This is a genomic window from Streptomyces shenzhenensis, assembly GCF_003688995.1.
Classification (GTDB): Bacteria; Actinomycetota; Actinomycetes; order Streptomycetales; family Streptomycetaceae; genus Streptomyces; species Streptomyces shenzhenensis_A.
Window position 1 is genome coordinate 1 of the sequence record NZ_PENI01000002.1, and the last position, 24,939, is coordinate 24,939.

A 24,939-nucleotide genomic window follows, 5' to 3' on the forward strand; every position below is an offset into this window, starting at 1 on the left:
TGGAGGTCCTGGACGCGTCCTTCTCCTTCGACGGCGTGATCGGCGCGTTCGCCATCACCAACGACATCGTGCTGATGGCGCTGGGCCTGGGCATCGGCGCGATGTACGTCCGGTCGCTCACCGTCTACCTGGTCCGCCAGGGCACCCTGGACGACTACGTCTACCTGGAGCACGGCGCCCACTACGCGATCGGCGCGCTGGCCGTGATCCTCATGGTCACCATCCAGTACCAGATCAACGAGGTCATCACCGGTCTGGTCGGCGTCGTCCTGATCGGCGCCTCCTTCTGGTCCTCCGTCCGCCGCAACCGCGCCCTCGCCGCGGCCGAGGGCGACGCCGGGGCGGACAAGAAGACCGAGGTCCCGTCCGGGGTGTGACACCCCGGCCGGTGAGGAACGCTCTGTGTGCGGGGCGGCCGACGCGCTCGGCCGCCCCGCACACGTCGGGCATGAGTACTGGGGGCGGGAATGGGCTTCTTCGACGGGCTGAAGGGCGGGCGCGCGGCCGATTTCGACTCGGGCAGCGCCGCGACCAACTCCATAGAGCTCACCAAGCGGCACCAGCAGGTGTCCCTGACCAAGCAGGACGCGGCCACCGGGCATCTGCGCGTCAATCTGACCTGGCGGATGCGGACGTCCGACTTCATGGGCACCGTCGAGCGTAACCGCCTGTTCCGGCACCCCTTCAAGGCACTGAAGCCCCCGGAGATCCTCGGACACGGGCAGAGCATGGTCAACGTCGACCTCGACCTGGGCTGCCTGTACGAGCTGACCGACGGCACGAAGGGGGTCGTACAGCCGCTGGGCGGCTACCTCGGGGACGTCAACGCACCGCCGTACGTCAAGCTGAGCGGCGACGACCGGTTCGGTTCGGCGTCCGGCGAGACGATGTACGTCAATCTGGACCACCGCGAGAACATCAAGCGGCTGCTGGTCTTTGTGTACATCTACGACCAGACGCCCGCGTTCGACCGTACGCACGCGATCGTCACGCTCTACCCGAGCAACGGCCCGCGGATCGAGATAGGCCTGGACGAACGGCACCCCCAGGCACGCTCCTGCGCGGTGGTGATGATCGAGAACATCAAGGGCGAACTGATCGTCCGCCGCGAGGTCCAATTCGTCTACGGCTTCCAGGGCGAACTGGACCGCCTCTACGGCTGGGGCCTCCAATGGGGCAGAGGCTACAAAACCCAACCAACCCGCTAACCCCAGCTGCAGCGCCCCAAAGGGGCGCGGGGAACTGCGCGACGAGCCACGACGCCGCCGCAGCCGCCTGACGGTGTATGGGGGCACTCCGGGCCCGCGCGCCACATCGCTGCCGCAGGCGAAGGCGTGCCGCAGCGGCATCCCGACCCTGTTCCGCCGGTTCAGGGCAGCACCGTGAAGGGGCGCGGGGAACTGCGCGACGAGCCACGACGGCGCCGCAGCCGCTGGACGGCATTGCGGGGGCACCCGGGCCGCGCCGCGAGCCACAACGCCGCCGCACACGAAGGACGGGGCTCGCCAGCGCGGCGGGGTCGCTAACGGCCCAAGAACTGCGGCCCCTGCGGAGGCAACCGCACATCCGAACTCACCGGCACCGCCACAGGCGCAGTCACCGGCGGCGGATACCCGTACGCCGACGAAGCCGAGGCCGGCTGCGGATACCCGTACGCCGGCTGCGGATACCCGTACGCGGGCTGAGTCGGAACAGCCGTCGGCTGTTCCGGCGGCAACGGCCGCGAAACCTCCGGCGGACCCGTCTCCGACTCGTCCACCGAGATACCGAAGTCCGTGGCCAACCCCTTGAGCCCGTTCGAGTAACCCTCGCCCAGGGCGCGGAACTTCCACCCCTCACCACGCCGATACAGCTCCCCGCAGATCAGCGCCGTCTCCGCACCGGTCTCCGGCTTCACATCGAAGTGCGCCAGCGCCTCCCCGTCACCCACCGCCGCGTCGTACAACAGGATGCGCAGCGACCGTACGCGGTCAAAGGTGACCCCGTCCGCCGAAGCGACCAACAGAATTCGACCCACCCCGGGGTCGACACCCGACAGGTCCGTCTGGATCGTGTCGGTGAGCCCCTCGGCGCCCCGCTTCTTGCCGAGCCGCCACACCGTCCCCGACGGATGCCGGGGCTGGTTGTAGAAGACGAAGTCCTCGTCGGAACGCACACGACCGTCGGGACCGAGGAGCAGCGCCGAGGCGTCGACATCGGGAATCCCCTGCCCGGGCGACCAGCGCAGCACGGCACGCACCGTCGTGGCCTCCAGCGGGACGTTCGACCCTTTCAGCATCGCGTGCGTCATGCGGTCATCCTGCCCTCTCGGCCCTGGCCACGACAATGCGGGGGGTGGCGACGGTCGACACGGTCGAGTTACCTGAAATTCATGCCTGACGGGAACCTAGGGCATGGATCCCTACGTACTATTACCGGCCACCCCAACACGGAACCCACAGGCCCACCTTGCGCCCCGGGGGAGTTATATGCGTCATTTCGGGCACATCGCCCCTGAGGTGCGGCAGCGCCTCTTTCACCAGGAGCCGTGCGAGTTCACCGCCGACTCCGCGGCCCGGCTGCTCTCCGCGGGCCTGGGCGCCACGCTGTACAGCCCGGCCACCCGGCCGAGGCTCGCCGACGACATCGTCAAGCAGGCCCGACTCGGCGTGGTCTCGATGGTGCTGTGCCTGGAGGACTCGATCGACGACGCGGACGTCGTGGCCGGCGAGGAGAACCTCGTCCGGCAGTTCGCCGACCTGGCGTCCCGGCAGGACGCGCAGCTGCCGCTGCTCTTCATCCGGGTCCGCCACCCCGAACAGATTCCGGACCTGGTACGGCGGCTCGGCCCGAGCGTCCGGCTGCTCTCCGGCTTCGTGCTGCCGAAGTTCACCGAGGAACGCGGCATCCCCTTCCTGGAGGCGCTGACCGGCGCCGAGGCGGCCAGCGGCCGGCGGCTGTTCGCCATGCCGGTCCTGGAGTCACCCGAACTGCTGTACCGGGAATCGCGCGTGGAGAGCCTGGAGGGCATCCTGCGCGCGGTCGACAAGTACCGCGACCGGGTGCTCGCCCTGCGCCTGGGCGTGACCGACTTCTGCTCCTCCTACGGGCTGCGCAGGGCGCCCGACATGACGGCGTACGACGTCCAGATCGTCGCCTCCGTGATCGCCGACGTGGTCAACATGCTGGGCCGGGCCGACGGCACCGGCTTCACGGTCACCGGACCGGTCTGGGAGTACTTCCGGGTCCCGGAGCGCATGTTCAAGCCGATGCTGCGCCGCAGCCCCTTCCTGGAGGGGCAGGCCGTCGAGCTGCGTGAGCGGCTCATCGAGCACGCGATGGACGGACTGCTGCGGGAGATCTCCCTGGACCAGGCCAACGGCCTGCTCGGCAAGACCTGCATCCACCCCTCCCATGTGCTGCCCGTGCACGCACTGTCCGTGGTCAGTCACGAGGAGTTCAGCGACGCCCAGGACATCCTGCGGCCGGACCGGGGCGGCGGGGGCGTGCTCCGGTCGGCGTACACCAACAAGATGAACGAGGTGAAGCCGCACCGCGCCTGGGCCGAGCGGACCCTGCTGCGCGCCGAGGTGTTCGGTGTCGCCAACGAGGACGTCGGCTTCGTCGAGCTGCTCGCCGCCGGAATACCGGGCTGAGCGCCCGCGGCACAAGGAACCCATGAACCCCATGAATCCCACCCCCACGCCCCCCACTCCCACGCATCCCCCGAACCCCGCGCGCGGTGCGGCGGGCGCCGGGGTCTGGTCCGGCAGCTGGGTCGCCGAGCGGCTCGGCGTCGAGCTGGCCGGCGACGACACCCTGCCGGGCCTGCTCGGGCTCGCCCTGCGCCGTAACCCCAAGCGGGCGCATCTGCTCGTCTCCAACGTGCTCGGCAAGCATGTGCCGCAGTCACCGGCCGTGGTGTACGGCCACGGGGTCGCCCTCGGCCGGCGGGTGCGCGAGCTGCTCGGCGACGAGGAGGCCATGGCCGCGGTCGTCCTCGGCTACGCGGAGACTGCCACGGGGCTCGGCCACTCGGTCGCCGACGGCCTGCACCTGGCGCCGTATCTGCACTCCACGCGCCGCCCGGTGACCGGGGTGGCGCGGGCCGGCGGCTTCGAGGAGTCCCACTCGCACGCCACCTCGCACCTGCTGCTGCCGGAGGATCCGGCGCTGCTGGTCGGCGACGGCCCGCTGGTGCTCGTCGACGACGAGTTCTCCACCGGGAACACGGTCCTGAACACCATTCGCGACCTGCACGAACGCTATCCGCGCCGGCGCTATGTGGTGGTCGCCCTGGTCGACATGCGGTCCCCGGCCGACGCCGCCCGGCTGGCGGACTTCGCCGGCGAGATCGGCGCCCGCGTGGACCTCGTCGCGGCCGCCTCGGGCACGGTGCGCCTCCCGGCGGGTGTCCTGGAGAAGGGGCGGGCCCTGGTCGCCCGCCATGAGTCCGCCGCACCCGGCGGCACGGACGGCGCGACGGACGCTGACAGCGCCACGACGGCGGAGAACACCACGGCAGTGGGCCCGACGGGGCCGGACGACGTCACGGCGGCGGAGAACACCACGGAGCCGGACGCCTTCCCGGCGGCCGACGGCGCCCCCGAACCGGTGGCCCCTGAGCGGACGGACCGCGGACGGGCCGCCGGCCGGATCGAGCTGCGCTGGCCGCACGGGCTGCCCGACGGCGGGCGGCACGGGTTCACGCCCGCGCACCGCGCCCGCCTGGAGCGCGCCCTGCCCGCCATGGCCGCCCGCGTCGCCGAGGCCCTGCCCGCCGACGCCCGGCGCGTCCTGGTGCTCGGCTTCGAGGAGCTGATGTACGCGCCGCTGCGGCTCGCCCGCGAACTGGAGCAGGTCGTCACCGCCGAGGTCCGCTACTCCACCACCACCCGCTCGCCCGTCCTCGCGGTCGACGACCCCGGCTACGCGATACGCAGCCGCATCGTCTTCCCCGCCCACGACGACCCGGCCGACGGCCCCGGCGAGCGCTACGCCTACAACGTGGCGGGCGGCGGCTTCGACGCCGTCGTCGCGGTCGTCGACTCGGCCGCCGACACCCCCGAACTGCACGCCCCCGACGGCCTGCTGGCCCGGCTCGGCGAGCACACCCCGCACGTCCTGCTCGCCGTCGTACCGTCGTACGTCCCCGAGCCCCTGTACGTCCCCGCCTCCTGCGAGGAGAGATCCGCCATGCTGTCCGAGCCCCTCCGCGGCCCCGCCTTCTCCTCGTACGCACCCGACGAGGTCGGCTGGCTGCTCCAGGACCTCTCGGACGTGACGCTGGAGGCGCCGACCGAGGAGCGCGAGGAGGCCATCCAGAGCGGTGGGGCGCACTACGCCGAGTCGCTGCCGGTCGAGTACCAGCCGAGCGAGCAGTACCAGGAGCTGTTCCACCAGGCCCTCGACGCCTCCGCCGTACGGCTGGCGCGGGCGGTCGGCGTGGTCACCGAGACGGTGATCGCGGAGCGCTCGCCGCGTCCCGTCCTGGTCTCGCTGGCCCGTGCGGGCACCCCCGTCGGCGTGCTGATGCGCCGCTGGGCCCGGTTCCGGCACGGACTCGACGTGCCGCACTACGCCGTCTCCATCGTGCGCGGCCGGGGCATCGACGCCAACGCGCTGCGCTGGCTGGCCGCCCACCACGACCCGCGGGATGTCGTCTTCGTCGACGGCTGGACCGGCAAGGGCGCCATCACCCGCGAACTCGCCAACGCGCTCCGGGAGTTCGAGGAGTCCGACGGCATCACCGGCTTCGCCCCGGAGATCGCGGTGCTGGCCGACCCCGGCTCATGCGTACGGACCTACGGCACCCGCGAGGACTTCCTCATCCCGTCCGCCTGCCTCAACTCCACGGTGTCCGGCCTGATCTCGCGTACGGTCCTCCGTGCCGACCTGGTCGGACCGCACGACTACCACGGCGCGAAGTTCTACCGCGAACTCGCCGGCTCCGACCTGTCGGTGGCCTTCCTCGACGCCGTCTCCGCCCGCTTTTCCGAGGTCGCGGACCCGGTGGCCGCCGCAGTGAAGGAACTGGCCGCCGCCGACCGCACCCCGAGCTGGGCGGGCTGGGCGGCCGTCGAGCGCATCAGTGAGGAGTACGGCATACACGACGTGAACCTGGTCAAACCCGGTGTGGGCGAGACCACTCGGGTGCTGCTGCGCCGGGTGCCGTGGAAGATCCTCGCCCGTGCCGGTGCGGGCGCTGATGTGGAGCATGTGCGGCTGCTGGCTGAGCAACGCGGCGTACCGGTCGAGGAGGTCGACGAACTCCCGTACACCTGCGTGGGTTTGATCCACCCCAAGTACACGCGGGGCGCCACCGGCGCCGACGGCAGGGCGGTGACGGTCTGATGCCGGTGCTCGTGGCGAGCGACCTCGATCGCACCCTCATCTACTCCGCGGCGGCCCTCGCGCTGACCATGCCGGACGCCCGGGCGCCGCGGCTGCTGTGCGTGGAGGTGCACGAGAGCAGGCCGCTGTCGTATCTGACGGAGACCGCCGCCCAACTGCTCACCGAGTTGGGGGACGCGGCCGTGTTCGTGCCGACCACCACCCGGACCCGTAAGCAGTATCTGCGCATCAACCTGCCCGGCCCGGCGCCCGCCTACGCGGTCTGCGCCAACGGCGGTCATCTGCTGGTGGACGGCGTGTCCGACCCCGACTGGCACGCCCGGGTACTGGCCCGGCTGGCCGCCGAGTGCGCCCCGCTGGACGAGGTCGGACAGCACCTCGCCGACACCGCCGACCCGGCGTGGCTGCGCAGGCACCGCGTCGCCGACGACCTGTTCGCCTACCTGGTCGTCGAACGCGAGCTGCTGCCCGAGGACTGGGTGAAGGAACTCGCCGTATGGGCCGAGAACCGGGGCTGGACGGTCTCCCTGCAGGGCCGCAAGATCTACGTCGTACCGAAGCCGCTGACCAAGAGCGCGGCCGTGCGGGAGATCGCCCGCCGTACCGGCGCCGAGCTGACGCTGGCCGCCGGTGACTCCCTGCTCGACGCCGATCTGCTCCTCGCGGCCGACCGCGGCTGGCGGCCCGGGCACGGTGAACTGGCCGACTCCGGCTGGACGGCGCCCACGGTCAGCGCGCTGCCTGAGCGTGGGGTGCTGGCCGGGGAGCACATCCTGCGCGAGTTCCTGCGGACGGCACGGGAGGGTTGTTAGCGGGCGCTAGCTGCAGCATCCGCCGCCGCAGCAGCCGCCTCCGGCGTTCGGCTTGGGGGTGGGCGACGGTGCGGTGGCCGAGCCGGCGACTGACACGGTCGACAGGAGCTTCACCGTGTCGTCGTGGCCGGCGGGGCAGACGGCGGGGGCGGCGGACTCCGCCATCGGGCGGCTCAGTTCGAAGGTGTCGCCGCAGCTCCGGCAGCGGTACTCGTAGCGAGGCATGCGCACAGAGTACGCTGCGCGGCTTGGCAGGGCTGTGCTGTCGTCGGTTGTCTGCGGGTGCGTTGTGGCCGGTCGCGCAGTTCCTCGCGCCCCTTTACGGGGGTGTTCTGTTGTCGGCCTGGTTCAGTTGGGGGGTGGTGGGTTCGGCGAGGTCGGGGTGGCGGGCTCGCCAATAGGGGTTGTCGTGGGGGAGGGTTGAGCTGACCCGGCCGTACATGCCGAAGACCATCAGCAGCAGGCCGACCACGAAGCTGAACAACACGTTCTGGATCTTGAACGCGAGGAAGTTGTACGGGGTGGGCAGCAATGCGAGGTTCAGGAAGCCGCTGAGCAGGAACAGGATGCCGAGGGTCATGTTCAGCGTGGACGCGAAGTTCCCGCCGATCACCATGCCGACGAACAGCAGCAGCCCGACGCAGATCGACAGGACGCTGAGCGTGCCGTTGGTGTTCAGGCCCAGCGCGGTGTTCCCGCCCGTGTTGAAGAAGCCGATGTTGTCGGTCAGGCCGAGGATGCCGAAGGCCAGCAGGAACAGGCCCATCAGCCCCGCGCCGATCCGGTAGACCAGGTTCAGCCGGTGGTCGACGGGCAGATGCTCGTCGAACCGGATCCGGCGGCGCGTCCCGGACTGCATCGCGTGTGAGGCCATCTCCGCCTCCCTGGGGCGTGTGCGGAGGCATGCGTACCTCCCAATATCCGCCCACCCCGCCGCACCGGCAAACGCCGTCAGTGGCCGGTGGTGCCGCGTTCCTCGCGGATACGGGAGACCACCCGCGCCACTGCCTGCCGCACCGCCTCCGTCTCCGTCAGGAAGTGCCAGTAGTCGGGGTGGCGCCCCTCCAGCGTGCCGATCGCCCGTTCCAGCCGGGCCACCGAGTCGTCCAGCGGCCGGGCGTCCCGCGGATCCGGGGTGGCCCGGCCCGCCATGGCCAGCCGCTGCGCGTCCCGGATCGCGAACCGGGTCCGCTCGATCTCCCGCTGCGGATCCTTCTGCACGGCGTTCAGCCGCGTCAGCCGGTCACCGGCCGCCGACACCGCCTCGTCCGTGGTGTTCAGCAGCGCCCGCACGGTCGACAGCAGCGACGTCGCATCCGCCCAGCGCTGCGCGGACCGGGCCGCCTGCGCCTCCCGCAGCCTCGACTCGGCCTGCCGTACGTTCTCGGCGGCCTGCGCCGGCACCTGCTGGAGGTCCTGCCAGCAGGCCGCGGCGAACCGGCGGCGCAACTCGCTCAGCACCGGGTCGACCTGCCCGGCCCGGGTGGTCAGGGCCTGCGCCCGGGTCCGCAGGCTCACCAGCCGGTGGTCGATCTCGGCGGCCTTCTCCGGCAGCCGCTCCGCCTCGACCCGGATCGCCTCCGCCTCCCGCGCCACCCGCTCGGCCCGCTCCAGCGTCGGCTGCACCCCGTGCTGCCCGGCGCCCTGGTTCAGCCGGGTCAGCTCGGGGGAGAGCGCCGCGAGCCGGGCGGCGAGGTCGTCCGCCGTCAGCCCCGTACCGCGGACGGCGTCCAGCGCGTTCGAGGCGGCGAGCAGCGCCTGCCGGGCCCGTTCCACGGCGGGCGCCAGCCGGGCCAGCTGTGTCTCGGCCTTGCCGAGCAGCGGCCCGAGCCCGTCACCGAACCGGTCAAGGTCCTGCTTGACGCGGACCAGCTCCTCCTTGGCCGCGGTCAGCTCGCCGCGCGCCCGGGAGGCGACGGCGGCCTCCAGGTCGTCCCGGTCCAGGTCATGCGCGTCGACCGCCTCGATGTAGCGGTGGCTGGCCTCGTCGATGCGCCGGCCGAGCGCCTCGAAGTCGGCGACGGCACGCCGGGCCGCGGGGGAGTCGTCGACGGCCGTGATCGTCTCGATCGAGATCCTGAGGTCGCGCTGGGCCGTGTCCAGCTCGTAGAACGCGGCCGCGGCGGCGTCCTTCGCGGCCTGTGCCTCCGCCCGCTGGTTTTCCGCCCGCCCGCCGAACCAGCGCCGGGTGCCGCCGCCGGCGAACGCGCCCGGCACCGCGAGGGCGACGAGCACGGGCAGGCTCATCAGGGTGAGGACGTCCCGTAGGGCCGAGGTGCCGCGCCTGAGCCGTGTGAACGGCGGGTGCGGCTGCGATGGTGTCGTCGCCGGTGTCGCCGTCACATCCCTCTCCCGTGCCGTGCTGCGTCCTGGGTGGTGTCATTGTCCCACCCGTAGAGGACGAACACACGGGCCGTTCAGTTCGCGGTTCGTACCGTGATCTTCCCGTCATGGGTGTGGGCGGCGATCGCATGGGCACTGGAGTCGTCGCGCGGCACGGACACGTCCACCGAGCCGTCGCCTGCGGCAGCGTGGTGGCGCGCGGGCCCGGGGTGCCCCCGTATGCCGTCCAGTGGCTGCGGCAGCGTCGTGGTTGATCGCGCAGTTCCTCGCGCCCCTTCGGGGCGCTGCACCGAACCGGCGGAGCAGGGTCGGGGGCCGCTGCGGGGTGCCTTCGGCTGCGGCAGCGTGGTGGCGTGCGGGCCTGGGGTGCCCCTGTATGCCGTTCAGCGGCTGCGGCGGCGTCGTGGTTGATCGCGCAGTTCCCCGCGCCCCTTCAGGGCGCTGCACCGAAAGGCTGCGGACGGTGCTGGTCCACTCCGTCGCTAGGGATTCGTGCCTCTCGCGACGATCCTGCCCACTACCGCATCGACGGTGGGGATAACCCCTGAATACGGGTTTGCGGCGCACCGTCGTCGGCAATGTAGGCTGTCGACTCGATCGGGGCGCGTAGCTCAGGGGTAGAGCGCCTGCCTTACAAGCAGGATGTCGGCGGTTCGAAACCGTCCGCGCCCACCGTCCGACGGCTCCTTGGAGATGACTCCGAGGGGCCGTCGTCGTGGGTGCGGGTGTTTTCTGGACCCCGCCTCGCGGGTCGAACCGGGGCTTCGCCGGGTCCCGCCTACCATCCGTGTACGTGGCAGACATCCCCGATCGGCTCATCGCACTGGAACGTACCGCCGAGGAAGAGCGGGCGAAGCTCGCCGGGCTCAGCGGCGACGACTACGACGCACAGTGGCGCCGTTGGCGCGAGGCGGCCGAGGCCGCGCAGACGGCGATCACCGAGCACGCCAAGGCGACCGAGGCCAACCGGCACGAGGTGGAACAGGCCGTGAAGAGGGCCGTCCGGCACGGCGAGGAGGACCCGGCGGAGTGAGCGGCCCGCGGTGCGTCCGCCCGCACGCGGGGAGAGTGTGGAGACATGGCCGGCTCGAAACCCGTGGTGATCTATCCGCCCGACGAGGAGGGCGGCCGGCGGGTGCGCGTGGACGGGGAGATCCTCGGGCGCGCGTTCAGCGTCCAGGACATAGCCCGCTTCATGCAGCAGGCCGGCCTGCAGGGCTGGGACGAGATGGACGTGGTCAGGTCATCCCTGATCGACTGGCGAGGCGGCGGCCCCACAGTGTGGACACCCTGAAGAAGATCATCGCCCTGAAGGGGCGCGGGGAACTGCGCGACCGGCCACGACGCACCCGCAGCCGACCGACGACCGCATCCCGCCCAGCCCAGCGGAGCGCTTGGCTGGGGATCACAGGCCATGACGCCGCTCGCCCAAGACCCGTTCGCAGACGCGGGCCTCGGACGCGGGCGAGAAGGGGTCGCGGTGAGCGCGGAGCGCCTGGTGGGTGTCCTCGGCGATAGCAGGTCACCGGGCGGGACCCCGTCACGGGAAAGGAAGCCGTGCATGAGCGCCGCCGGTGCGTTCCGCGGCCGGCCGCTGTCGATCACCAGCACCGACCGTCGGGCGCGCCCGAGCATGAGCGCCGCGCTCAAGCCGGCCGGGCCCGCGCCGACTACCGCGACGTCGTACCGATCACCGCTGCTGACCTGGGGACTTCGGGTCACCGTGACCACCTCCGACGCCAAGGTGCGTCCATTTCGGCAATCGGGCAAAGTTCTTTGCTGAAAACGCAAACCGCGGGCACAGTGAACGTATGAGCGACGACTTCGATGCGGTGCTGGCCGCGGTCGGACCGCGGCTGCGCGAGCTGCGCCGCCGCCGCGGTATCACCCTGACCGCGCTGTCGGAGACCACCGGCATTCCGATCAGCACGCTGTCCCGACTGGAGTCCGGGCACCGCAAACCGGGCCTGGAACTCCTGCTGCCCCTGGCCAGGGCCTACCAGGTGCCGGTCGATGAGTTGATCGGCGCTCCGGCCGACCTCGATCCCCGGGTGTATCCGCAGCCGTTCACCCGCAACGGCATGACCGTCGTGCCGCTGACGCGCAAACCCGGCGGACTGCAGGCGTTCAAGCACATCCTGCCCGCCGGCCTGACCGACGGCCGTGAACCCGACCCCCGCTCGCACGAGGGCTATCACTGGCTGTACGTCCTGCGCGGCCGCCTCCGCGTCGTACTCGGCGACAAGGACTTCATCCTCACCGAGGGCGAGGTCGCCGAATTCGACACCCACCTCCCGCACTGGTTCGGCAACGCCGACGAACACCCCGTGGAATTCCTCAGCATCCTCGGCCCCCAGGGCGAACGCGTCCACATCAGAGCCAGCTACCGCCCCGACGACCCCCGCTGAACCACCTCGACGATATCCAGTGGCTACGGCGGCGGGAGATCGGGAGAATTCCTGATCATGAGCCTGATATCCCACTGGCCGCTTGCCGGACTGCGGTTGACCACCCCGCGGCTGGAACTGCGGTTGCCGAATCCGGACGAGCTCGCCGCGTTGGCTTCTCTGGCCGCGGAAGGCGTACACGACCCGGCCGTGCAGCCGTTCACGGTCGCGTGGACCGACGTCGCGCCCGAGCAGCGGGCGCGGAGCGTCCTGCAGTACCACTGGCGCTGCTGGGGCGAGTGGCAGCCGGAGAACTGGGAGCTGAACCTCGTGGCGCTGCAGGACGGCGTCGTCGTGGGCACGCAGGGCATCGGTGCGCGGGACTTCGCGATACGCCGTGAAGTGCACACCGGCTCCTGGCTCGGCAGGAGACACCACCGCCGGGGCCTGGGCACCGAGATGCGTGCCGCGGTTCTCCACCTGGCCTTCGCCGGACTCTCGGCACGGCACGCCGTCTCCGGCGCATACGCGGACAACACGGCTTCGCTGGGGGTGTCGCGCAAGCTGGGGTACCGCGACGACGGCATCGAGCATCACGTCGTACGTGCCGAGTCCGCCGTACTCCGCAGGCTCCGCCTCACCCCGGAACAGTGGCGAGAGCACCGACAGGCCCCGGTGAAGACAGCGGGCCTACAGGAGTGCCTCCCCTGGTTCGGCCTGGACTGACCGCACGACGTCAGCCGATGTGGACTTGGATCGTGCCGTCTTGCGCCTGCTCCGGGCGTACTTGGGTCAGGTCGTTCACCATGACGTCCGGCTTGTGCACCCAGGCGCGCGGGCCCACTCCCACGACCCGCATGCCCGCGGCGCGCCCCGCGGCGATTCCCGCTCCGGAGTCCTCGAAGACCAGGCAGTCGGCGGGCGCGACGCCGAGTTCCGCGGCGCCCTTCAGGAAGCCCTCGGGGTCGGGCTTGCTCGCGCCGACCGACTCGGCGGTGACGCGGATGTCCGGCAGGTCCAGCCCGGCGGCGGCCATCCGCGCCGTGGACAGGGCCACGTCGGCGGAGGTCACGAGGGCGTGCGGCAGCCCGCGCAGGGCCCGCAGGAAGGCGCCCGCGCCGGGGATCTCGACGACGCCGTCCACGTCGGCGGTCTCCTCGGCGAGCATGCGGGCGTTGTCGGCGAGGTTGTGCTCGACCGGCCGGTGGGGCAGCAGGACGGCCATCGAGGCGTGCCCCTGGCGGCCGTGCACGACCTTCATCACCTCGTCGCCGGCCAGCCCGTGCCGCTCGGCCCAGCGCCGCCAGATGCGTTCCACGACGGCGTCGGAGTTGACGAGCGTGCCGTCCATGTCGAGCAGCAGGGCGCGGGCGGTGAGGGCGGTGGGCGGCATGGGCAGCTCCAAGGCGGCAGGGGTGGCAGGAGCCGGGATGTCGGTCGGGCCCCCGCAGGGACAAGGCGGCCCCGCCCGCCGGTCAGGGTAAACGGGCGGGAGCCACTTTGTTTCTCTACGGTACAAAACGCTTCGCGATCCCGCCACCGCCCCCGCCAACCGTTCACCAGCCGTTCAGCTCGCCCGACACCTCCGGGCGCCCTACGCCGCGGCGTCCCGGTGATCCGGCCGGGCTGACGCCGCCTGGGCACCCCGGGATGTCCGTCCGGGTCGGCGTGACCATCGGCTTGTCCGTCGCCTGGGCACCCCCGGCCCCGAGGGTACCGAGATCGTCGCCCTGGCCAGGGTGCGGCGGTGCGGGACGAGGCCGGGGGTGCCTGTCGACGTGGGCGACGATGGCGTGCCGGTCGAGGAGCCGGCAGCCGTACGGGGTCCCGGCGGCGCGGGCCCGCCCGTGCGGCCGGCTGGGCCCGACGGCATCGTCCGCCCAGACTGAGTCCCACCGCTCCCGCTCGGCCGAGCCGCATGGCTCCTGTCAGGCCGAGCCCTGCGGCTCCTGGTTGGGCGTCCCCGCTGTTCGCCAGACTGAACTGCACTGCTCCCCCTCGACCTTGCTCCGCGGCTTCTGCCGGGCTGAGCCCTACGCTCCGGCCCGGCTGGGCCGCATGGCTTCCGTCTGGCCGAGCCCTGCGGCTCTCGGTTGGGTGTCCCCGCTGTTCCCTGTCCGACTGAACCGCACTGCTTCCGCTCAGCCTCGCCCGTGGCTTCCGTCGGGTTGAGTCCCACCGTTTCTGTCCGATCGGGCCGCATGGCTCGCGGTTGGGTGTCCCCGCTGCTCCCTGTCCGACTGAACCGCACCGCTTCCGCTCGACCTCGCCCCGCAGCGTCTGCCGGGCTGAGCCCCACGCTCCGGCCCGGCTGGGCTGCATGGCTCCTGTCCGGCCGAGCCGCACCGCTCCCGCTAGGCCGAGTCCAAGGGTTTCGTCCGACCCAGCCGCGCAGCGACCGCACCCTCGGCAGCCGAACCCCGTCGTTCCCGGCTGGAGTTCGGTTCGAGGGGTGAGCCCATCCGCCCGGCGGTGAAGAAGAAGGGCGCACCGGGCCGTCGGACGTAGCAAAAATCGGCCCGCACCTTGCTGTGTCATGTACGTGTCATTAGCTTCTTACCCGACACACACCTGCGCGCAACGCGGGACCGCGAGCATTCCCTCGCTCGCACCCCAACGCCCTCACCCTCCAAGGGAGTTCGCATGGCCAAGTTCTACGCGCGTCGACAGGTCAGCATACTCGCCGCGCTCACCGGTCTCATAGCCTCCGTCGCGCTCTTCAACTCCCCGACCGCCTCCGCCGCCCTCCCCACCCCGGTCAGCGGCGCCACCGCCCGCAGCTACCTCGCGCAGCTCACCGTCGCCACGGAGAACCGCACCGGCTACAGCCGCGACCTCTTCCCCCACTGGATCACCATCAGCGGCACCTGCAACACCCGCGAGACGGTCCTCAAGCGCGACGGCTCGAACGTCACCACCGACTCCTCCTGCGCCGCCACCAGCGGCAGCTGGTACTCCCCGTACGACGGCGCCACCTGGAGCGCCGCCTCCGACGTCGACATCGACCACGTCGTCCCGCTCGCCGAGGCCTGGGACTCCGGCGCGAGCAAGTGGACCACCGCCCAGCGCCAGGCGTTCGCCAACGACCTGACCCGCCCGCAGCTCATCGCCGTCACCGACAACGTGAACCAGGCGAAGGGCGACAAGGACCCGGCCGAGTGGATGCCGTCCCGCACCGCTTACCGCTGCACGTACGTCCGCGCCTGGGTCCAGGTGAAGTACTACTACAACCTCTCCGTCGACTCCGCCGAGAAGAGCGCGCTCACCAGCTACCTCAGCGGCTGCTGATCGCCGGAACCGCCCCGCTCGCCTCCGTCGTTCCGTACCGTACGGGACGACGGAGGAGGGTGATCGTGGCCGAACTGCGCCTGGGACCACTGCTGAGGTACGCCGACGGCGCGTCCGCGACCGTCTGGGTCGAGGCGAGCCGGCCGTGCGCCGCCGAGGTGCGCTGCGCCGACGGCGCGGGCGGCACGGCCCCCACCTTCCAGGTGGCGGGCCATCACTACGCCCTGGTCACGGTGACCGGGCTCACCCCGGGCACCTCGGCGGCGTACGAGGTGTTCCTGGACGGCACGCGTGTGTGGCCGTTGCCCGACTCGCCCTTCCCGCCCTCCGAGATCCGCACGCGCACCGCGGGCGACACCGTACGCATGGCCTTCGGTTCCTGCCGCTGGGCCGCGCCCCCGGCCGACGGGCACGACCGGGTCGGACCCGACGCGCTGAACGCGCTCGCCGCCCGGCTTGCCGCCGACCCGGCCGGCGAACGCCCCGACGTCCTGCTGCTGTTGGGCGACCAGGTGTACGCCGACGAGACCTCCGCCGCGATCCGGCGCCGCCTCGCCGCCCGCCGCGACCTGAGCGATCCCCCGGGCAGCGAGGTCGCGGACTACGAGGAGTACACCTGGCTCTACTACGAGTCCTGGCTCGACCCCGAGGTGCGCTGGCTGCTGTCCACCGTGCCCAGCTGCATGATCTTCGACGATCACGACGTGATCGACGACTGGAACACCTCCGCCGCCTGGCTCGCCGACATGCGGACCACCGACTGGTGGCAGGAGCGGCTGCTGAGCGGCCTGATGTCGTACTGGGTCCACCAGCACCTGGGCAATCTGTCCCCGGCCGAACTCGCCGCCGACCCGCTGTACGCGGCCGTGCGCGAGACCCCCGACGCCACCGACGTGCTGCGGGCCTTCGCCGCCACCGCCGACACCGACCCCGCCTCGGTCCGCTGGAGCTACCGCCGCGACTTCGGCCGGGTCCGGCTGCTGATGGTGGACACCCGGGCCGCCCGGGTGCTCGACGAGGACGGCCGCGCGATGCTCGATCCGGGTGAGGCGGCCTGGCTGCGTGAGCAGGCGCTGGCCGACCCCGGCTCCTGCGATCACCTGCTGATCGGCAGCTCGCTGCCCTGGCTGCTGCCGCACCTGGTGCACGACGCCGAGACCTGGGACGCGGCGCTGTGCCGGGGCGAACGCGGGGCCCGCTGGGCGCGGTTCGGCGAGGACCTGCGCCGCCGCGCCGACCTGGAGCACTGGGCGGCTTTCCCGGAGTCCTTCGCCGCGCTGGCCGCCCTGCTCGCCGAGGCCGGCTCCGGGCCCGGCGCGCCCGCGACGGTCTTCATCCTGTCTGGGGACGTCCACCACGCCTACGTCGCCGAACCGTCCTGGCCGGCCGGCCCGCCCGACGCCCGGGTCCTGCAGCTCACCTGCTCGCCGGTGCACAACTCCATCCCGCTCTCGATCCGCCTCGGCTTCCGCTTCGGCTGGAGCGCGGCGGCCCGGGTCCTGGGCCGCCGGTTCATCCGGCACGGCCGCTGCCCGAAGCCGCCGGTCGACTGGCGCAGGACGGGCGGGCCCTGGTTCGGCAATCAGCTCATGACGCTGACCCTGGGCGGGCGTTCGGCCCGACTGCGGCTGGAACGGGCCCGCCGGGACGGAAGCCTGACAACCGTGAAGGAGTCACTTCTGACGGGTCCGTGAGGGACGCCTGCGGCTTGCGCTTCTGGAACGGCCTTGCCCGAGCGGGAGGCTGATGAGGATGGGCGGAGTCCTTCCTCGCGGGTCCGTGAGGGGCGCCCGCGGTGTCCGTTTCTGGAGCGGGCTGGTCCGGACGCGGTGGGCCGCGCGCCCGGCCCGCGTCGGCCGGCGGCTCCCCGCGGGCCCGCCGGGGCGGAAGTCTGACGACCCTGGAGGAGTCACTCCGCACCGGTTCATGAGGGACAAGTGGGACCTGTGGGACCCGCGTTGGCTTCCGTGGTGGGCGGCGGCATGATGAGGCGGACCGTCCGTCTCCTGCGGGCGTTTCGCCCACCCTGCGCCCCACATGCTCGGGAGTTTCACCTTTGTCTGCACCGACCGAGGAATCGTCTGCGGTCTCCGTCGCCCTGGTCGGCGCCGGTCCACGCGGTACCAGCGTCCTGGAACGCCTCTGTGCCTCCGTGCCGGAGCTGCTCCCGCCCGGCGTCCGGCTGACGGTCCATGTGATCGACCCGGCGCCGCCCGGACCGGGCCACGTCTGGCGCACCGCTCAGCCGCCTGATCTGCTGATGAACACCGTGGCCTGCCAGGTGACCCTGTTCACCGACGAGAGCGTCGACTGCTCGGGGCCGATCCTGCCCGGCCCCAGCCTGTACGAATGGGCCGACGGCGAGCTGGACCCGGACGACTATCCGACCCGCGCCCACTACGGCCGCTATCTGGAGTGGGTGTTCGCCCGGGTCGTACGGCACGCGCCGGACGCCGTACGGGTACGGACCCACCGGGCCCGTGCCGTACGGCTCGACGACGCCGACGACGGCCGCCAGGTGCTCACCCTGGACGACGGCCGGACCCTGGCCGGGCTGTCGGCGGTGGTCCTCGCCCAGGGCCACCTCCCGGCGCGCGCCGACCGCACCCAGCGGGAGTTGACCGAGTACGCCGAGCGCCACGGCCTGCGCCACATACCGCCCGCCAACCCGGCCGACGTCGACCTCGCGCCGCTCGCGCCCGGCGAGCCGGTGCTGCTGCGCGGCCTGGGCCTCAACTTCTTCGACCACCTGGCCCTGTTGACCACCGGCCGGGGCGGGCGCTTCACCCGCGGCGCCGACGGCACCCTGCGCTACACGCCCTCCGGCGACGAGCCGCGTCTGTACGCCGGCTCCCGGCGCGGGATCCCCTACCAGGCGCGCGGTGACAACGCCAAGGGCCCGTACGGCCGGCACACCCCGCGCGTCCTGACGCCGGAGGCGATCGCGGGCTTCCGCAAGCGCGCGGACTCCGGTGAGCCGCCCAACTTCCTGACGGAGGTGTGGCCGCTGGTGGCCAAGGAGGTGGAGGCCGTCTACTACGGCGCGCTGACCCGGCGTCCCGAACTCGCCGAGCGGTACCTCGCCGTCCCGCACGGCGATCCCCAAGAGGCCCTGCTGCTGGACGAGTTCGGGGTCCCGGAGGCCGACCGCTGGAGCTGGGAGCGGGTCTCCCGGCCGCACGGAGAGCGGGACTTCGCGGACCGGGAGCAGTGGCGGGCATGGCTGCGCGCCCACCTGCGGGAGGATGCCGCGCAGGCCGCCCTCGGCAATGTCGCCGGCCCGCTGAAGGCGGCCCTGGACGTGCTGCGCGACCTGCGCAACGAGATACGGCTCGTGGTCGACCACGGCGGGCTCGCCGGCGCCTCCCGCCGGGACCACCTGGACCGCTGGTACACCCCGCTGAACGCGTTCCTGTCCATCGGCCCGCCCCGGCGGCGCATCGAGGAACTGGCCGCGCTGCTGGACGCGGGGGTGGTGGACGTGCTCGGGCCGCGGCTGGAGGTGCGCTGCGCGGACGGGGCCTGGACGGCGCACTCACCGGACGTACCCGGCTCGGCGGTGCGTGTGACGACTCTCATAGAGGCGCGTCTTCCGGAACCCGATCTGAGACGCACCGCCGACGAGTTGCTCGCCCGGCTGCTGCGGACCGGTGACTGCCGGCCGCACACCGCCGACGGCTATGAGACCGGAGGGCTGGATGTGACAGCGCGCCCCTACTACCTGATGGACCGTCAAGGTCGGCGCCACGCACGGCGGTTCGCGTTCGGAGTGCCCACCGAAGGGGTGCACTGGGTGACCGCGGCGGGGGCTCGGCCCGGGGTGGATTCGGTCACGCTGTCCGACGCGGACGCGGTGGCGCGGGCGGTGCTGCGGGCGGCCGGGACGGAAGCGGAACCGCGAGCGGAAGCGGATCCGCGGTCGAATGTTGAACTTGCAAGCATCGATTAGGTCCACCTAACCTGGTCCCCTCGTTCGGTACCCGCCCCCAGACCGGCCCGTCCCCGGCCGGCCCGACCGAAACCGAAGAGGAGACCCCCCCACATGTCCGCACGTCTCAACTCCGCTCAGCCGTATGCCATCGGCCTGTTCCGGGTCGTCGTCGGCCTGCTCTTCGCCGTGCACGGCGCCGCCTCGCTCTTCGGAGTCCTGGGCGGTGCCGCCGGCGCCGACGGCGGCGCGATCGACGCCGGCACCTGGCCCGGCTGGTACGCGGCGGTGATCCAGTTCGTGGGCGGCGGCCTCGTGCTGCTCGGCCTCGGCACCCGGGTCGCCGCCCTGATCGCCTCGGGCTCCATGGCGTACGCCTACTTCAACGTGCACCAGGAGGCCGCGCTGTGGCCGGTGCAGAACGGCGGCGAACTGCCGGCCATGTTCTGCTGGGCCTTCTTGCTGCTGGTCTTCACCGGCTCCGGCGCGTTCGGTCTGGACGGACTGTTCGCCCGGCGCACGTCCGGTGAGCGGAGTCGGACGGCGGACCAGGAGCCGGCGACGGCCTGACCTGTCCCATGTCTCCCCCCAGCCACTTTCACCCCCCGTGTCCCCGCTGTCACATCCGCCGCGTACGCTGTATGGCTGTCGTCGGGGGAGCAAACGGGAGTTGTCGTGCTGGAGAGCGTGGGGTCACTGACCGTCGGCCCATGGATATACGCCATGGTGGCCCTGTCGGTGCTGCTCGACGTGTTCCTGCCGGTGCTGCCGAGCGGGGTGCTGGTGATCACGGCGGCCACCACGGCGGCGGCCGGTTCCGGCGCGGCGACCGGGCAGGTTCCGCACGCGGTGCCCGACATGCTCGCGCTGATCCTCTCCGCGGCCACCGCGTCCGTCCTCGGTGACCTCGTGGCGTACCGCCTGGCCTGGCGCGGCGGGAAGCGACTGGACCGTGCCATCGCCCGCTCCCGCCGGCTGACCTCGGCGCAGGAACATCTCGGTGCGGCCCTGTCCCGGGGCGGCGGGGCCCTGGTGATCCTGGCCCGCTTCGCCCCCGCCGGCCGCTCGGTCGTCTCCTTCTGCGCGGGCGCGGCCCACCGCCGCGCCCGCGACTTCCTCCCCTGGTCGGCCCTGGCCGGCCTGTCCTGGGCCGCCTACAGCGTGGCCCTCGGCTACTTCGGAGCGCAGTGGCTGGGCGCCACCTGGCTGGCCACGGTCGTCTCCCTGGCAGCCCTGTTCGCAGCGGGAGCAGCAGCCACATACTGGATGCGCCGCAGCCCAGCGTAGAAACGCCCCAAAGGGGCGCGGGGAACTGCGCGATCAACCGCGACGTGCCCGCAGATGCCCACCGACCGTCGCTTTTCAGGGGCGCGGGGAACTGCGCGACAAGCCACGACGTGCCCGCAGATACCCACCGACCGTTGCCCGATAGGGGCGCGGGGAACTGCGCGATCAACCACGACGAACCCGCAGATGCCCACCGACCGTCGCTCTTCTGGGGGCGCGGGGAACGGCGCAACAAGCCACGACGCACCCGCAGGGGCCCACCGACCGTCGCCCGATAGGGGCACGGGGAACTGCGCAACCCGCCAAAAATCCGCCGCGTCAGACCCTCCCCCGAACCTCCAGCCCCGCAAGCAACTCCGAGGTCGCCCGAGCCACCACATCCACGGCCCGATCGAACACCTCCCGATTGTGCGCGGCCGGCACCCGAAACCCGGACACCTTCCGCACATACTGAAGCGCCGCGGCGCGAATCTCCTCCTCCGTGGCCTCCTCGGGCAACACGGGCGGACGCAAGGTCTTGATACTCCGGCACATACGCCCAGTCTCCCGCACACCCACCCATTCGTTTCCCCGCGTACCACGATCGGCGAGCTTGGCAGTTGATGCAGTGTCGCCATGATCGACAGCCATGCCGGTCACGCACGCGGGCGCCGGGTCGTGATCGTGCGAGCCGCTGCCACCGGAGCGTGTGATGGCGGTGTGCCGTTCGGGGTGGGCAGAGCGGCGCCACAGAAGTGCGGCCCCGACGGTGATGGCTGCGATCACGGCGAGGACAGGCCCGCCCAGGGTGAGGATCTGCTGGAGTGAGGTGGCGGCGGCGTACCCGACACAGGCCTCGGCTGTGGCCCACAGACAGGCGGCGGTGGCGCTGTAGGGGGCGATGCGACGGAAGGGCAGGCGGGTGGCGCCTGCGAAGTGGGGGACGAGGGTACGGACGACCGGCAGGAAGCGAGCGAGGAAGACAGCCCGGCCGCCGTGGCGGGTCATCAGTGTCTCGGCCCGGTGCCAGGCGGCTCGGGGGATCCGCCGGCCTACCCGGCCGGTGCGGAGTCGGCTGCCGAGGAACCTGCCGGTGCGATGGGCGAGGAAGTCGCCCACCACCACCGCACCGGCTGCGGCGGCGATGACCAGGAGGAGGCTGATGTGGCCGGTGCGGGCGAGCGCGCCGGCGGTCAGGAGCAGGGTGAGGGTGGGGATGAAAGCGCCGACCAGGAGGATGGATTCGGCCAGAACGGCCGCGGCCACCAGCGTGTATGCGAGGTGGGGCGTCAGGTGGCCGAGGATGTCGGAGAGTGCGTTCACCGCCGTGCCTCGTCGGGTTTCTCCTCAAGGCGGTCGGCACGGACGAGGGGACGTTGCAGGTGCCAGACGTGGGCGGGGGGAAGATTGCCCCACACCGTCCAGCGGCCGGTGGCGTAAGCGCGCTGGTAGGCGGTCATGACCTCGTCCACTGCGGCGTGCCGCCGGGACTCTGCTCGGGAGGCGGCCAGGGAGCGGGCCCTTCGGGTGCCCAGGTAGGCGAAGTAGGTGAGCGTGCCGCCGGGATGCAGCAGTTCCATGTACCGGGTCATGATGCGCTCGACCTGTTCGGGGCGGAAGTTGGTCAGCGGCAGGCCGGAGACGATGACGTCGTAGCGTCGGGTGGTGTCGAGTTCCTCGACGTACGACTGGTGCACGGCCACCTGCCCTGATCGGCCGGACAGGCTCGGGTGTGCGGCGACGAGCCGGTCCAGCCGGGCGGCGAATCGCGGGTTGGCCTCCACGATGTCCAGGCAGCTGCCCCGGGACAGCTGGGGGATCAGGGCCCGGGTGACCGCGCCCGTGCCGGCACCGGCTTCCAGGACAGCCAGCGGGTGGGGCGACTGAATCCTGATGGGGGCGGTCAGCGCACGGGCCAGGGCCTTGCCGCTGGGAGCTATTGCTCCGGTGGTCCGCAGATCGCGAGCGGCCTCGATCAGGAACATCCAGCCTTCGGCATGGCGCTGCGCCAGAACGCGGTCGTGGGAGGTGGTCCAGTCGTTCATGCAATTGACGCTAGAAATTGCTGCCTGGCGACGGATCCGCCGTTCTGCGCTGCCAACCCCCTACGAAAGTAGGAGGTCAGCGCAGCAGATCGTCGCAGAGAGCAGGACATACCCCGGCCTAGGCTTGCGAACGTGAACACAGGCAGGGTCTCAAGGTGGGCAGCGGTCGGCGGACGTGCAGCACTAGTGGTGTTCCTCGTGTGGATCGCCGCCATCGACGGAGGACCGGTCGGCCCCGGCTGGCCCCACGTCGCGCTGACCGTCTCGGTGATGGCATGCGGCGTGGTGTTGCTGGTGCCGCGGCTGCGGTGGCCCACTGCCCCACTGCTGGTCACCGCGGTCACCGCGTGGTGGGGGTCCCTCACGGTGACGCTGCTCGCCGTTGTCATGTTCGACCTGGCCGCGGCTCGCCGGACATGGCCGGCGGCGGGCTGCGCCGCCGTCGTGCTGGGCGCCAACGTGCTCGGTTTCCCTGCCACCCGGCTGTGGGCCGATCAGTCCTATGTGACCGCGGCCGTCCTATGGCTCTTCGCCTTCGTCCTCGGACTGTGGTTCGGCAACCGTCGACGTCTGATGCGCGCCCTCGCCGGCGACGTGGAGCACCTGCGCGTCGAGGCGCAGTTGCGTGAGGAGGCCGCGCGGATCGGCGAGCGGTCACGCATCGCCGCAGAGATGCACGATGTCCTCGCGCACCGGCTGAGCCTCATTGCTCTGCACACCGGTGTATTGGCCACCAGGAGCAGCACGCTTCCCGCGCCGGTCGCCGATCGGCTCGCCCTGCTGCGCACCGCATCCACCGAAGCCCTTGCCGACCTGCGCGACGTACTCGGCGCCCTGCGCGAACCCGACCCCACACAACTGGGCGCCGCGCTCAGCCCGGTCCTGAAAGACGTGCAGGAACTGATCGACGAAGCCCGCGCCGCCGGGCAGCGCGTCGGCACCACGACCCACGGCGACCCGGCGCAGGCCCCCACCACCCACCGTCTGGCCATATACCGCATCGTCCAGGAAGCACTGACCAACGTGCGCAAGCACGCCGACGGCGCCATGGTGACCGTGCGCATCGACTACCTGCCGCCGGCCACACTGGTCGAGATCACCAACACCGTCGGCACCGGGGGAAACGCCGCGGACATCGATTCGGGGTACGGGCTGGTCGGTTTGCGAGAGCGCGTCGCTGCCCTCGGCGGACACCTTGATGCCGGACCCGCCGGCGCAGGTGCCTGGCGTCTGGCCGCCCGCATTCCCCAGCCTGCCGAACCCGAACAGAACGGCACCCCAGCATGATCCGCGCCATGATCGTCGATGACGACGCCCTGGTCCGTCTCGGCCTGGCCGACCTCCTCGAAGGCGACCCCGGCATCGACGTCATTGCCCAGGCCGCCGACGGCCTCCAGGCCATCGAGCAGGCCACCGCCCACCGTATCGACGTCGCTCTCGTCGACGTCCGCATGCCCCGCATGGACGGCATCACCGCCACCACCCGGCTCCGGAACCTTCCCCATCCGCCGAAGGTCATCACACTGACCACGTTCGACCTCGACGAGTACGTCTACGACGCCCTGACCGCCGGATCCGACGGGTTCCTGCTCAAGGACACCGACCCCGCAGAGATCCTGCGCGCCGTCCACCTGGTGGCCGCCGGCTCGGCGATGCTCCACCCGACCGCCGCCCGCCGACTCATCGACCGCTACCACGCAACCACCCGGCCCCGGGCGACCGCAGCCCGAGCACGGCTGGACCTGCTCACACCCCGCGAACGGGATGTGCTCGCGCTGCTCGCCCGAGGCGACACCAACGCGGACATCGCCACCCAACTGGCTATGCGCGAAAGCACCGTCAAAACCCATGTCAGCCGCATCCTGACCGCGCTTGAAGTCACCAACCGCGTCCAGGCCGCGCTACTGGCGCGCGACGCAGGACTCGACAACTGACCATCTGACCACGGCCTCGAGGGCCTTCCCCGACCGACGTGGACGAAGTCGCGCGGGATGCCCCCGCTGCGGCGCGGTCGCCGGTACCGCGGGTGCCGACTACGGGCCGTTCAACCCGCTGACCCACGACAAGGTCAACCTCAAGCAGATCACCATCCCTACTCGGACCCCTCGTTCGCGTGAAGTGAGGGAAGGAACTCGCATCCCGAAATCGAACAGGCGTAGCATTGTCGTGTGGCTGAGACCTATGACTTTCCGAGTGACCTGCTCGCTGGTCAGGAGGAGCTGCATCAGGTCAGGGCCGAGCTGTCGGCCCTGCTGAAGCGGCTCCCCTGGTCGGTCGAGCCGCTGGACGGCTTCAGCGACGACCACGGCTGGCGGAAGGTGGAGCGGCCCGCGTCCCCGGGCTGGACGGAAGACGAACAGGCGGAGGTGGAGAAGCTGCGGCAGCGCGAGCACGAGCTCGCGGTGTTCGTCACCACGCACCGCTTCTGGGCGGAGGTCGCCACGGCGGAGCGGGTGGACGCGCGGATGGGGCTGAAGCACGCGCAGGAGGAGCCGCCCGCGGGCCCGGAAGCGGGGTGATTCCGGGCCCGACGGGGG

General features: G+C 71.6%; 24 protein-coding genes, 1 tRNA gene and 2 pseudogenes. 18 read left to right on the forward strand and 9 right to left on the reverse strand.

The window, feature by feature from the left end:
- Both CTZ28_RS03020 and CTZ28_RS03025 read left to right on the forward strand, forming a co-directional pair.
- The coding region (locus tag CTZ28_RS03020; protein ID WP_121887649.1) for a DUF475 domain-containing protein at nucleotides 1-377 on the forward strand (377 nt) is incomplete at its 5' end.
- 90 nt (nucleotides 378-467) lie between these two features.
- The gene (locus CTZ28_RS03025) at nucleotides 468-1,208 is read left to right on the forward strand and encodes a TerD family protein (protein ID WP_121887650.1); all 741 of its coding nucleotides are present in this window, start codon (nucleotides 468-470) and stop codon (nucleotides 1,206-1,208) included.
- 314 nt (nucleotides 1,209-1,522) lie between these two features.
- On the opposite strand, the gene CTZ28_RS03030 is transcribed toward CTZ28_RS03025, so the two are convergent.
- On the reverse strand, nucleotides 1,523-2,290 hold the full coding sequence (locus CTZ28_RS03030; RefSeq protein WP_121887651.1) for a TerD family protein: 768 nt from the start codon (nucleotides 2,288-2,290) through the stop codon (nucleotides 1,523-1,525).
- Between the two features lie 178 nt (nucleotides 2,291-2,468).
- On the opposite strand from CTZ28_RS03030, the gene CTZ28_RS03035 reads away from it, so the two are divergent.
- From CTZ28_RS03035 to CTZ28_RS03045, 3 genes are read left to right on the forward strand one after another with little or no spacing between them, the layout of a single operon-like run.
- Complete coding sequence (locus tag CTZ28_RS03035; protein ID WP_121887652.1) at nucleotides 2,469-3,635, forward strand: HpcH/HpaI aldolase/citrate lyase family protein; 1,167 nt, start codon at nucleotides 2,469-2,471, stop codon at nucleotides 3,633-3,635.
- Between the two features lie 31 nt (nucleotides 3,636-3,666).
- Nucleotides 3,667-6,333 (forward strand): phosphoribosyltransferase, encoded by a 2,667-nt coding sequence (locus CTZ28_RS03040; protein ID WP_121888073.1) that lies wholly within the window; start codon nucleotides 3,667-3,669, stop codon nucleotides 6,331-6,333.
- Nucleotides 6,333-7,145, forward strand: coding sequence for an HAD family hydrolase (locus CTZ28_RS03045; protein WP_121887653.1), 813 nt, complete (start codon nucleotides 6,333-6,335; stop codon nucleotides 7,143-7,145). The genes CTZ28_RS03040 and CTZ28_RS03045 overlap by 1 nt, the downstream gene beginning before the upstream one ends.
- 6 nt (nucleotides 7,146-7,151) lie before the next feature.
- Here the strand turns inward: CTZ28_RS03045 and CTZ28_RS03050 are convergent, their stop codons facing one another.
- The 3 genes from CTZ28_RS03050 to CTZ28_RS03060 form a co-directional block, all read right to left on the reverse strand.
- Nucleotides 7,152-7,370 carry an FmdB family zinc ribbon protein gene (locus CTZ28_RS03050; protein WP_121887654.1) on the reverse strand — a complete coding sequence of 73 codons (219 nt, stop codon included), beginning with the start codon at nucleotides 7,368-7,370 and terminating at the stop codon, nucleotides 7,152-7,154.
- A gap of 94 nt (nucleotides 7,371-7,464) precedes the next feature.
- Complete coding sequence (locus CTZ28_RS03055; protein WP_183154243.1) at nucleotides 7,465-8,019, reverse strand: DUF4383 domain-containing protein; 555 nt, start codon at nucleotides 8,017-8,019, stop codon at nucleotides 7,465-7,467.
- Between the two features lie 77 nt (nucleotides 8,020-8,096).
- Nucleotides 8,097-9,488 (reverse strand): coiled-coil domain-containing protein, encoded by a 1,392-nt coding sequence (locus CTZ28_RS03060; protein ID WP_121887655.1) that lies wholly within the window; start codon nucleotides 9,486-9,488, stop codon nucleotides 8,097-8,099.
- A gap of 600 nt (nucleotides 9,489-10,088) precedes the next feature.
- Between CTZ28_RS03060 and CTZ28_RS03070 the strand changes: the two genes are divergently transcribed.
- The 3 genes from CTZ28_RS03070 (at nucleotide 10,089) to CTZ28_RS03080 (ending at nucleotide 10,782) form a co-directional block, all read left to right on the forward strand.
- A tRNA-Val gene (locus tag CTZ28_RS03070) sits at nucleotides 10,089-10,160 on the forward strand.
- Nucleotides 10,161-10,281: 121 nt separating this feature from the next.
- A complete protein-coding gene (locus CTZ28_RS03075) occupies nucleotides 10,282-10,521 on the forward strand; it encodes a hypothetical protein (RefSeq protein ID WP_121888074.1) in 240 nt (79 codons plus the stop codon).
- A gap of 45 nt (nucleotides 10,522-10,566) precedes the next feature.
- Complete coding sequence (locus tag CTZ28_RS03080; RefSeq protein ID WP_121887657.1) at nucleotides 10,567-10,782, forward strand: hypothetical protein; 216 nt, start codon at nucleotides 10,567-10,569, stop codon at nucleotides 10,780-10,782.
- Nucleotides 10,783-11,000: 218 nt separating this feature from the next.
- Here the strand turns inward: CTZ28_RS03080 and CTZ28_RS03085 are convergent.
- A pseudogene (locus CTZ28_RS03085) lies at nucleotides 11,001-11,210 on the reverse strand (FAD-dependent oxidoreductase); the annotation flags it as partial.
- Between the two features lie 89 nt (nucleotides 11,211-11,299).
- On the opposite strand from CTZ28_RS03085, the gene CTZ28_RS03090 reads away from it, so the two are divergent.
- Nucleotides 11,300-11,896, forward strand: a complete 597-nt coding sequence (locus CTZ28_RS03090; protein WP_121887658.1) for a helix-turn-helix domain-containing protein — start codon at nucleotides 11,300-11,302, stop codon at nucleotides 11,894-11,896.
- A 57-nt stretch (nucleotides 11,897-11,953) separates the two neighbouring features.
- A complete protein-coding gene (locus CTZ28_RS03095; protein ID WP_121887659.1) occupies nucleotides 11,954-12,601 on the forward strand; it encodes a GNAT family N-acetyltransferase in 648 nt (215 codons plus the stop codon).
- Between the two features lie 10 nt (nucleotides 12,602-12,611).
- On the opposite strand, the gene CTZ28_RS03100 is transcribed toward CTZ28_RS03095, so the two are convergent.
- Nucleotides 12,612-13,268 carry an HAD-IA family hydrolase gene (locus CTZ28_RS03100; protein WP_121887660.1) on the reverse strand — a complete coding sequence of 219 codons (657 nt, stop codon included), beginning with the start codon at nucleotides 13,266-13,268 and terminating at the stop codon, nucleotides 12,612-12,614.
- Nucleotides 13,269-14,518: 1,250 nt separating this feature from the next.
- Between CTZ28_RS03100 and CTZ28_RS03105 the strand changes: the two genes are divergently transcribed.
- The 5 genes from CTZ28_RS03105 (at nucleotide 14,519) to CTZ28_RS03125 (ending at nucleotide 20,378) form a co-directional block, all read left to right on the forward strand.
- Nucleotides 14,519-15,163, forward strand: coding sequence for an HNH endonuclease family protein (locus CTZ28_RS03105; protein WP_121887661.1), 645 nt, complete (start codon nucleotides 14,519-14,521; stop codon nucleotides 15,161-15,163).
- Between the two features lie 65 nt (nucleotides 15,164-15,228).
- Nucleotides 15,229-16,857 carry an alkaline phosphatase D family protein gene (locus CTZ28_RS03110; protein ID WP_121888075.1) on the forward strand — a complete coding sequence of 543 codons (1,629 nt, stop codon included), beginning with the start codon at nucleotides 15,229-15,231 and terminating at the stop codon, nucleotides 16,855-16,857.
- Nucleotides 16,858-17,219: 362 nt separating this feature from the next.
- On the forward strand, nucleotides 17,220-19,112 hold the full coding sequence (locus tag CTZ28_RS03115; protein WP_121887662.1) for an FAD/NAD(P)-binding protein: 1,893 nt from the start codon (nucleotides 17,220-17,222) through the stop codon (nucleotides 19,110-19,112).
- Between the two features lie 93 nt (nucleotides 19,113-19,205).
- The gene (locus CTZ28_RS03120; RefSeq protein WP_121887663.1) at nucleotides 19,206-19,661 is read left to right on the forward strand and encodes a DoxX family protein; all 456 of its coding nucleotides are present in this window, start codon (nucleotides 19,206-19,208) and stop codon (nucleotides 19,659-19,661) included.
- A gap of 105 nt (nucleotides 19,662-19,766) precedes the next feature.
- Nucleotides 19,767-20,378, forward strand: coding sequence for a DedA family protein (locus tag CTZ28_RS03125; protein WP_183154244.1), 612 nt, complete (start codon nucleotides 19,767-19,769; stop codon nucleotides 20,376-20,378).
- 318 nt (nucleotides 20,379-20,696) lie between these two features.
- Here the strand turns inward: CTZ28_RS03125 and CTZ28_RS03130 are convergent, their stop codons facing one another.
- The 3 genes and pseudogenes from CTZ28_RS03130 to CTZ28_RS03140 form a co-directional block, all read right to left on the reverse strand.
- Nucleotides 20,697-20,912 carry a DUF2277 domain-containing protein gene (locus CTZ28_RS03130; RefSeq protein WP_121888076.1) on the reverse strand — a complete coding sequence of 72 codons (216 nt, stop codon included), beginning with the start codon at nucleotides 20,910-20,912 and terminating at the stop codon, nucleotides 20,697-20,699.
- A 297-nt stretch (nucleotides 20,913-21,209) separates the two neighbouring features.
- Nucleotides 21,210-21,680 (reverse strand): annotated as a pseudogene (locus tag CTZ28_RS03135) (DedA family protein); the annotation flags it as partial.
- On the reverse strand, nucleotides 21,677-22,402 hold the full coding sequence (locus tag CTZ28_RS03140) for a class I SAM-dependent methyltransferase (protein ID WP_121887665.1): 726 nt from the start codon (nucleotides 22,400-22,402) through the stop codon (nucleotides 21,677-21,679). The gene CTZ28_RS03140 and the pseudogene CTZ28_RS03135, both read right to left, overlap by 4 nt.
- Before the next feature lie 366 nt (nucleotides 22,403-22,768).
- Here CTZ28_RS03140 and CTZ28_RS03145 point away from each other — a divergent pair, with 366 nt between their 5' ends.
- The 3 genes from CTZ28_RS03145 (at nucleotide 22,769) to CTZ28_RS03155 (ending at nucleotide 24,921) form a co-directional block, all read left to right on the forward strand.
- The gene (locus CTZ28_RS03145) at nucleotides 22,769-23,689 is read left to right on the forward strand and encodes a sensor histidine kinase (protein ID WP_310887587.1); all 921 of its coding nucleotides are present in this window, start codon (nucleotides 22,769-22,771) and stop codon (nucleotides 23,687-23,689) included.
- On the forward strand, nucleotides 23,686-24,336 hold the full coding sequence (locus CTZ28_RS03150) for a response regulator (protein WP_121887666.1): 651 nt from the start codon (nucleotides 23,686-23,688) through the stop codon (nucleotides 24,334-24,336). Before CTZ28_RS03145 ends, CTZ28_RS03150 begins: the two co-directional genes overlap by 4 nt.
- Nucleotides 24,337-24,570: 234 nt before the next feature.
- Nucleotides 24,571-24,921: a hypothetical protein gene (locus CTZ28_RS03155; protein ID WP_121887667.1), complete on the forward strand. Its 351-nt coding sequence runs from the start codon at nucleotides 24,571-24,573 to the stop codon at nucleotides 24,919-24,921.
- Nucleotides 24,922-24,939: the final 18 nt, after the last annotated feature.

Coding starts and splice junctions, on each gene's coding strand:
- CTZ28_RS03025 (WP_121887650.1), top strand. CDS start 468: ATGGGCTTCTTCGACGGGCTGAAGGGCGGGCGCGCGGCCGATTTCGAC.
- CTZ28_RS03030 (WP_121887651.1), bottom strand. CDS start 2,290: ATGACGCACGCGATGCTGAAAGGGTCGAACGTCCCGCTGGAGGCCACG.
- CTZ28_RS03035 (WP_121887652.1), top strand. CDS start 2,469: ATGCGTCATTTCGGGCACATCGCCCCTGAGGTGCGGCAGCGCCTCTTT.
- CTZ28_RS03040 (WP_121888073.1), top strand. CDS start 3,667: ATGAATCCCACCCCCACGCCCCCCACTCCCACGCATCCCCCGAACCCC.
- CTZ28_RS03045 (WP_121887653.1), top strand. CDS start 6,333: ATGCCGGTGCTCGTGGCGAGCGACCTCGATCGCACCCTCATCTACTCC.
- CTZ28_RS03050 (WP_121887654.1), bottom strand. CDS start 7,370: ATGCCTCGCTACGAGTACCGCTGCCGGAGCTGCGGCGACACCTTCGAA.
- CTZ28_RS03055 (WP_183154243.1), bottom strand. CDS start 8,019: ATGGCCTCACACGCGATGCAGTCCGGGACGCGCCGCCGGATCCGGTTC.
- CTZ28_RS03080 (WP_121887657.1), top strand. CDS start 10,567: ATGGCCGGCTCGAAACCCGTGGTGATCTATCCGCCCGACGAGGAGGGC.
- CTZ28_RS03090 (WP_121887658.1), top strand. CDS start 11,300: ATGAGCGACGACTTCGATGCGGTGCTGGCCGCGGTCGGACCGCGGCTG.
- CTZ28_RS03095 (WP_121887659.1), top strand. CDS start 11,954: ATGAGCCTGATATCCCACTGGCCGCTTGCCGGACTGCGGTTGACCACC.
- CTZ28_RS03100 (WP_121887660.1), bottom strand. CDS start 13,268: ATGCCGCCCACCGCCCTCACCGCCCGCGCCCTGCTGCTCGACATGGAC.
- CTZ28_RS03105 (WP_121887661.1), top strand. CDS start 14,519: ATGGCCAAGTTCTACGCGCGTCGACAGGTCAGCATACTCGCCGCGCTC.
- CTZ28_RS03120 (WP_121887663.1), top strand. CDS start 19,206: ATGTCCGCACGTCTCAACTCCGCTCAGCCGTATGCCATCGGCCTGTTC.
- CTZ28_RS03130 (WP_121888076.1), bottom strand. CDS start 20,912: ATGTGCCGGAGTATCAAGACCTTGCGTCCGCCCGTGTTGCCCGAGGAG.
- CTZ28_RS03140 (WP_121887665.1), bottom strand. CDS start 22,402: ATGAACGACTGGACCACCTCCCACGACCGCGTTCTGGCGCAGCGCCAT.
- CTZ28_RS03150 (WP_121887666.1), top strand. CDS start 23,686: ATGATCCGCGCCATGATCGTCGATGACGACGCCCTGGTCCGTCTCGGC.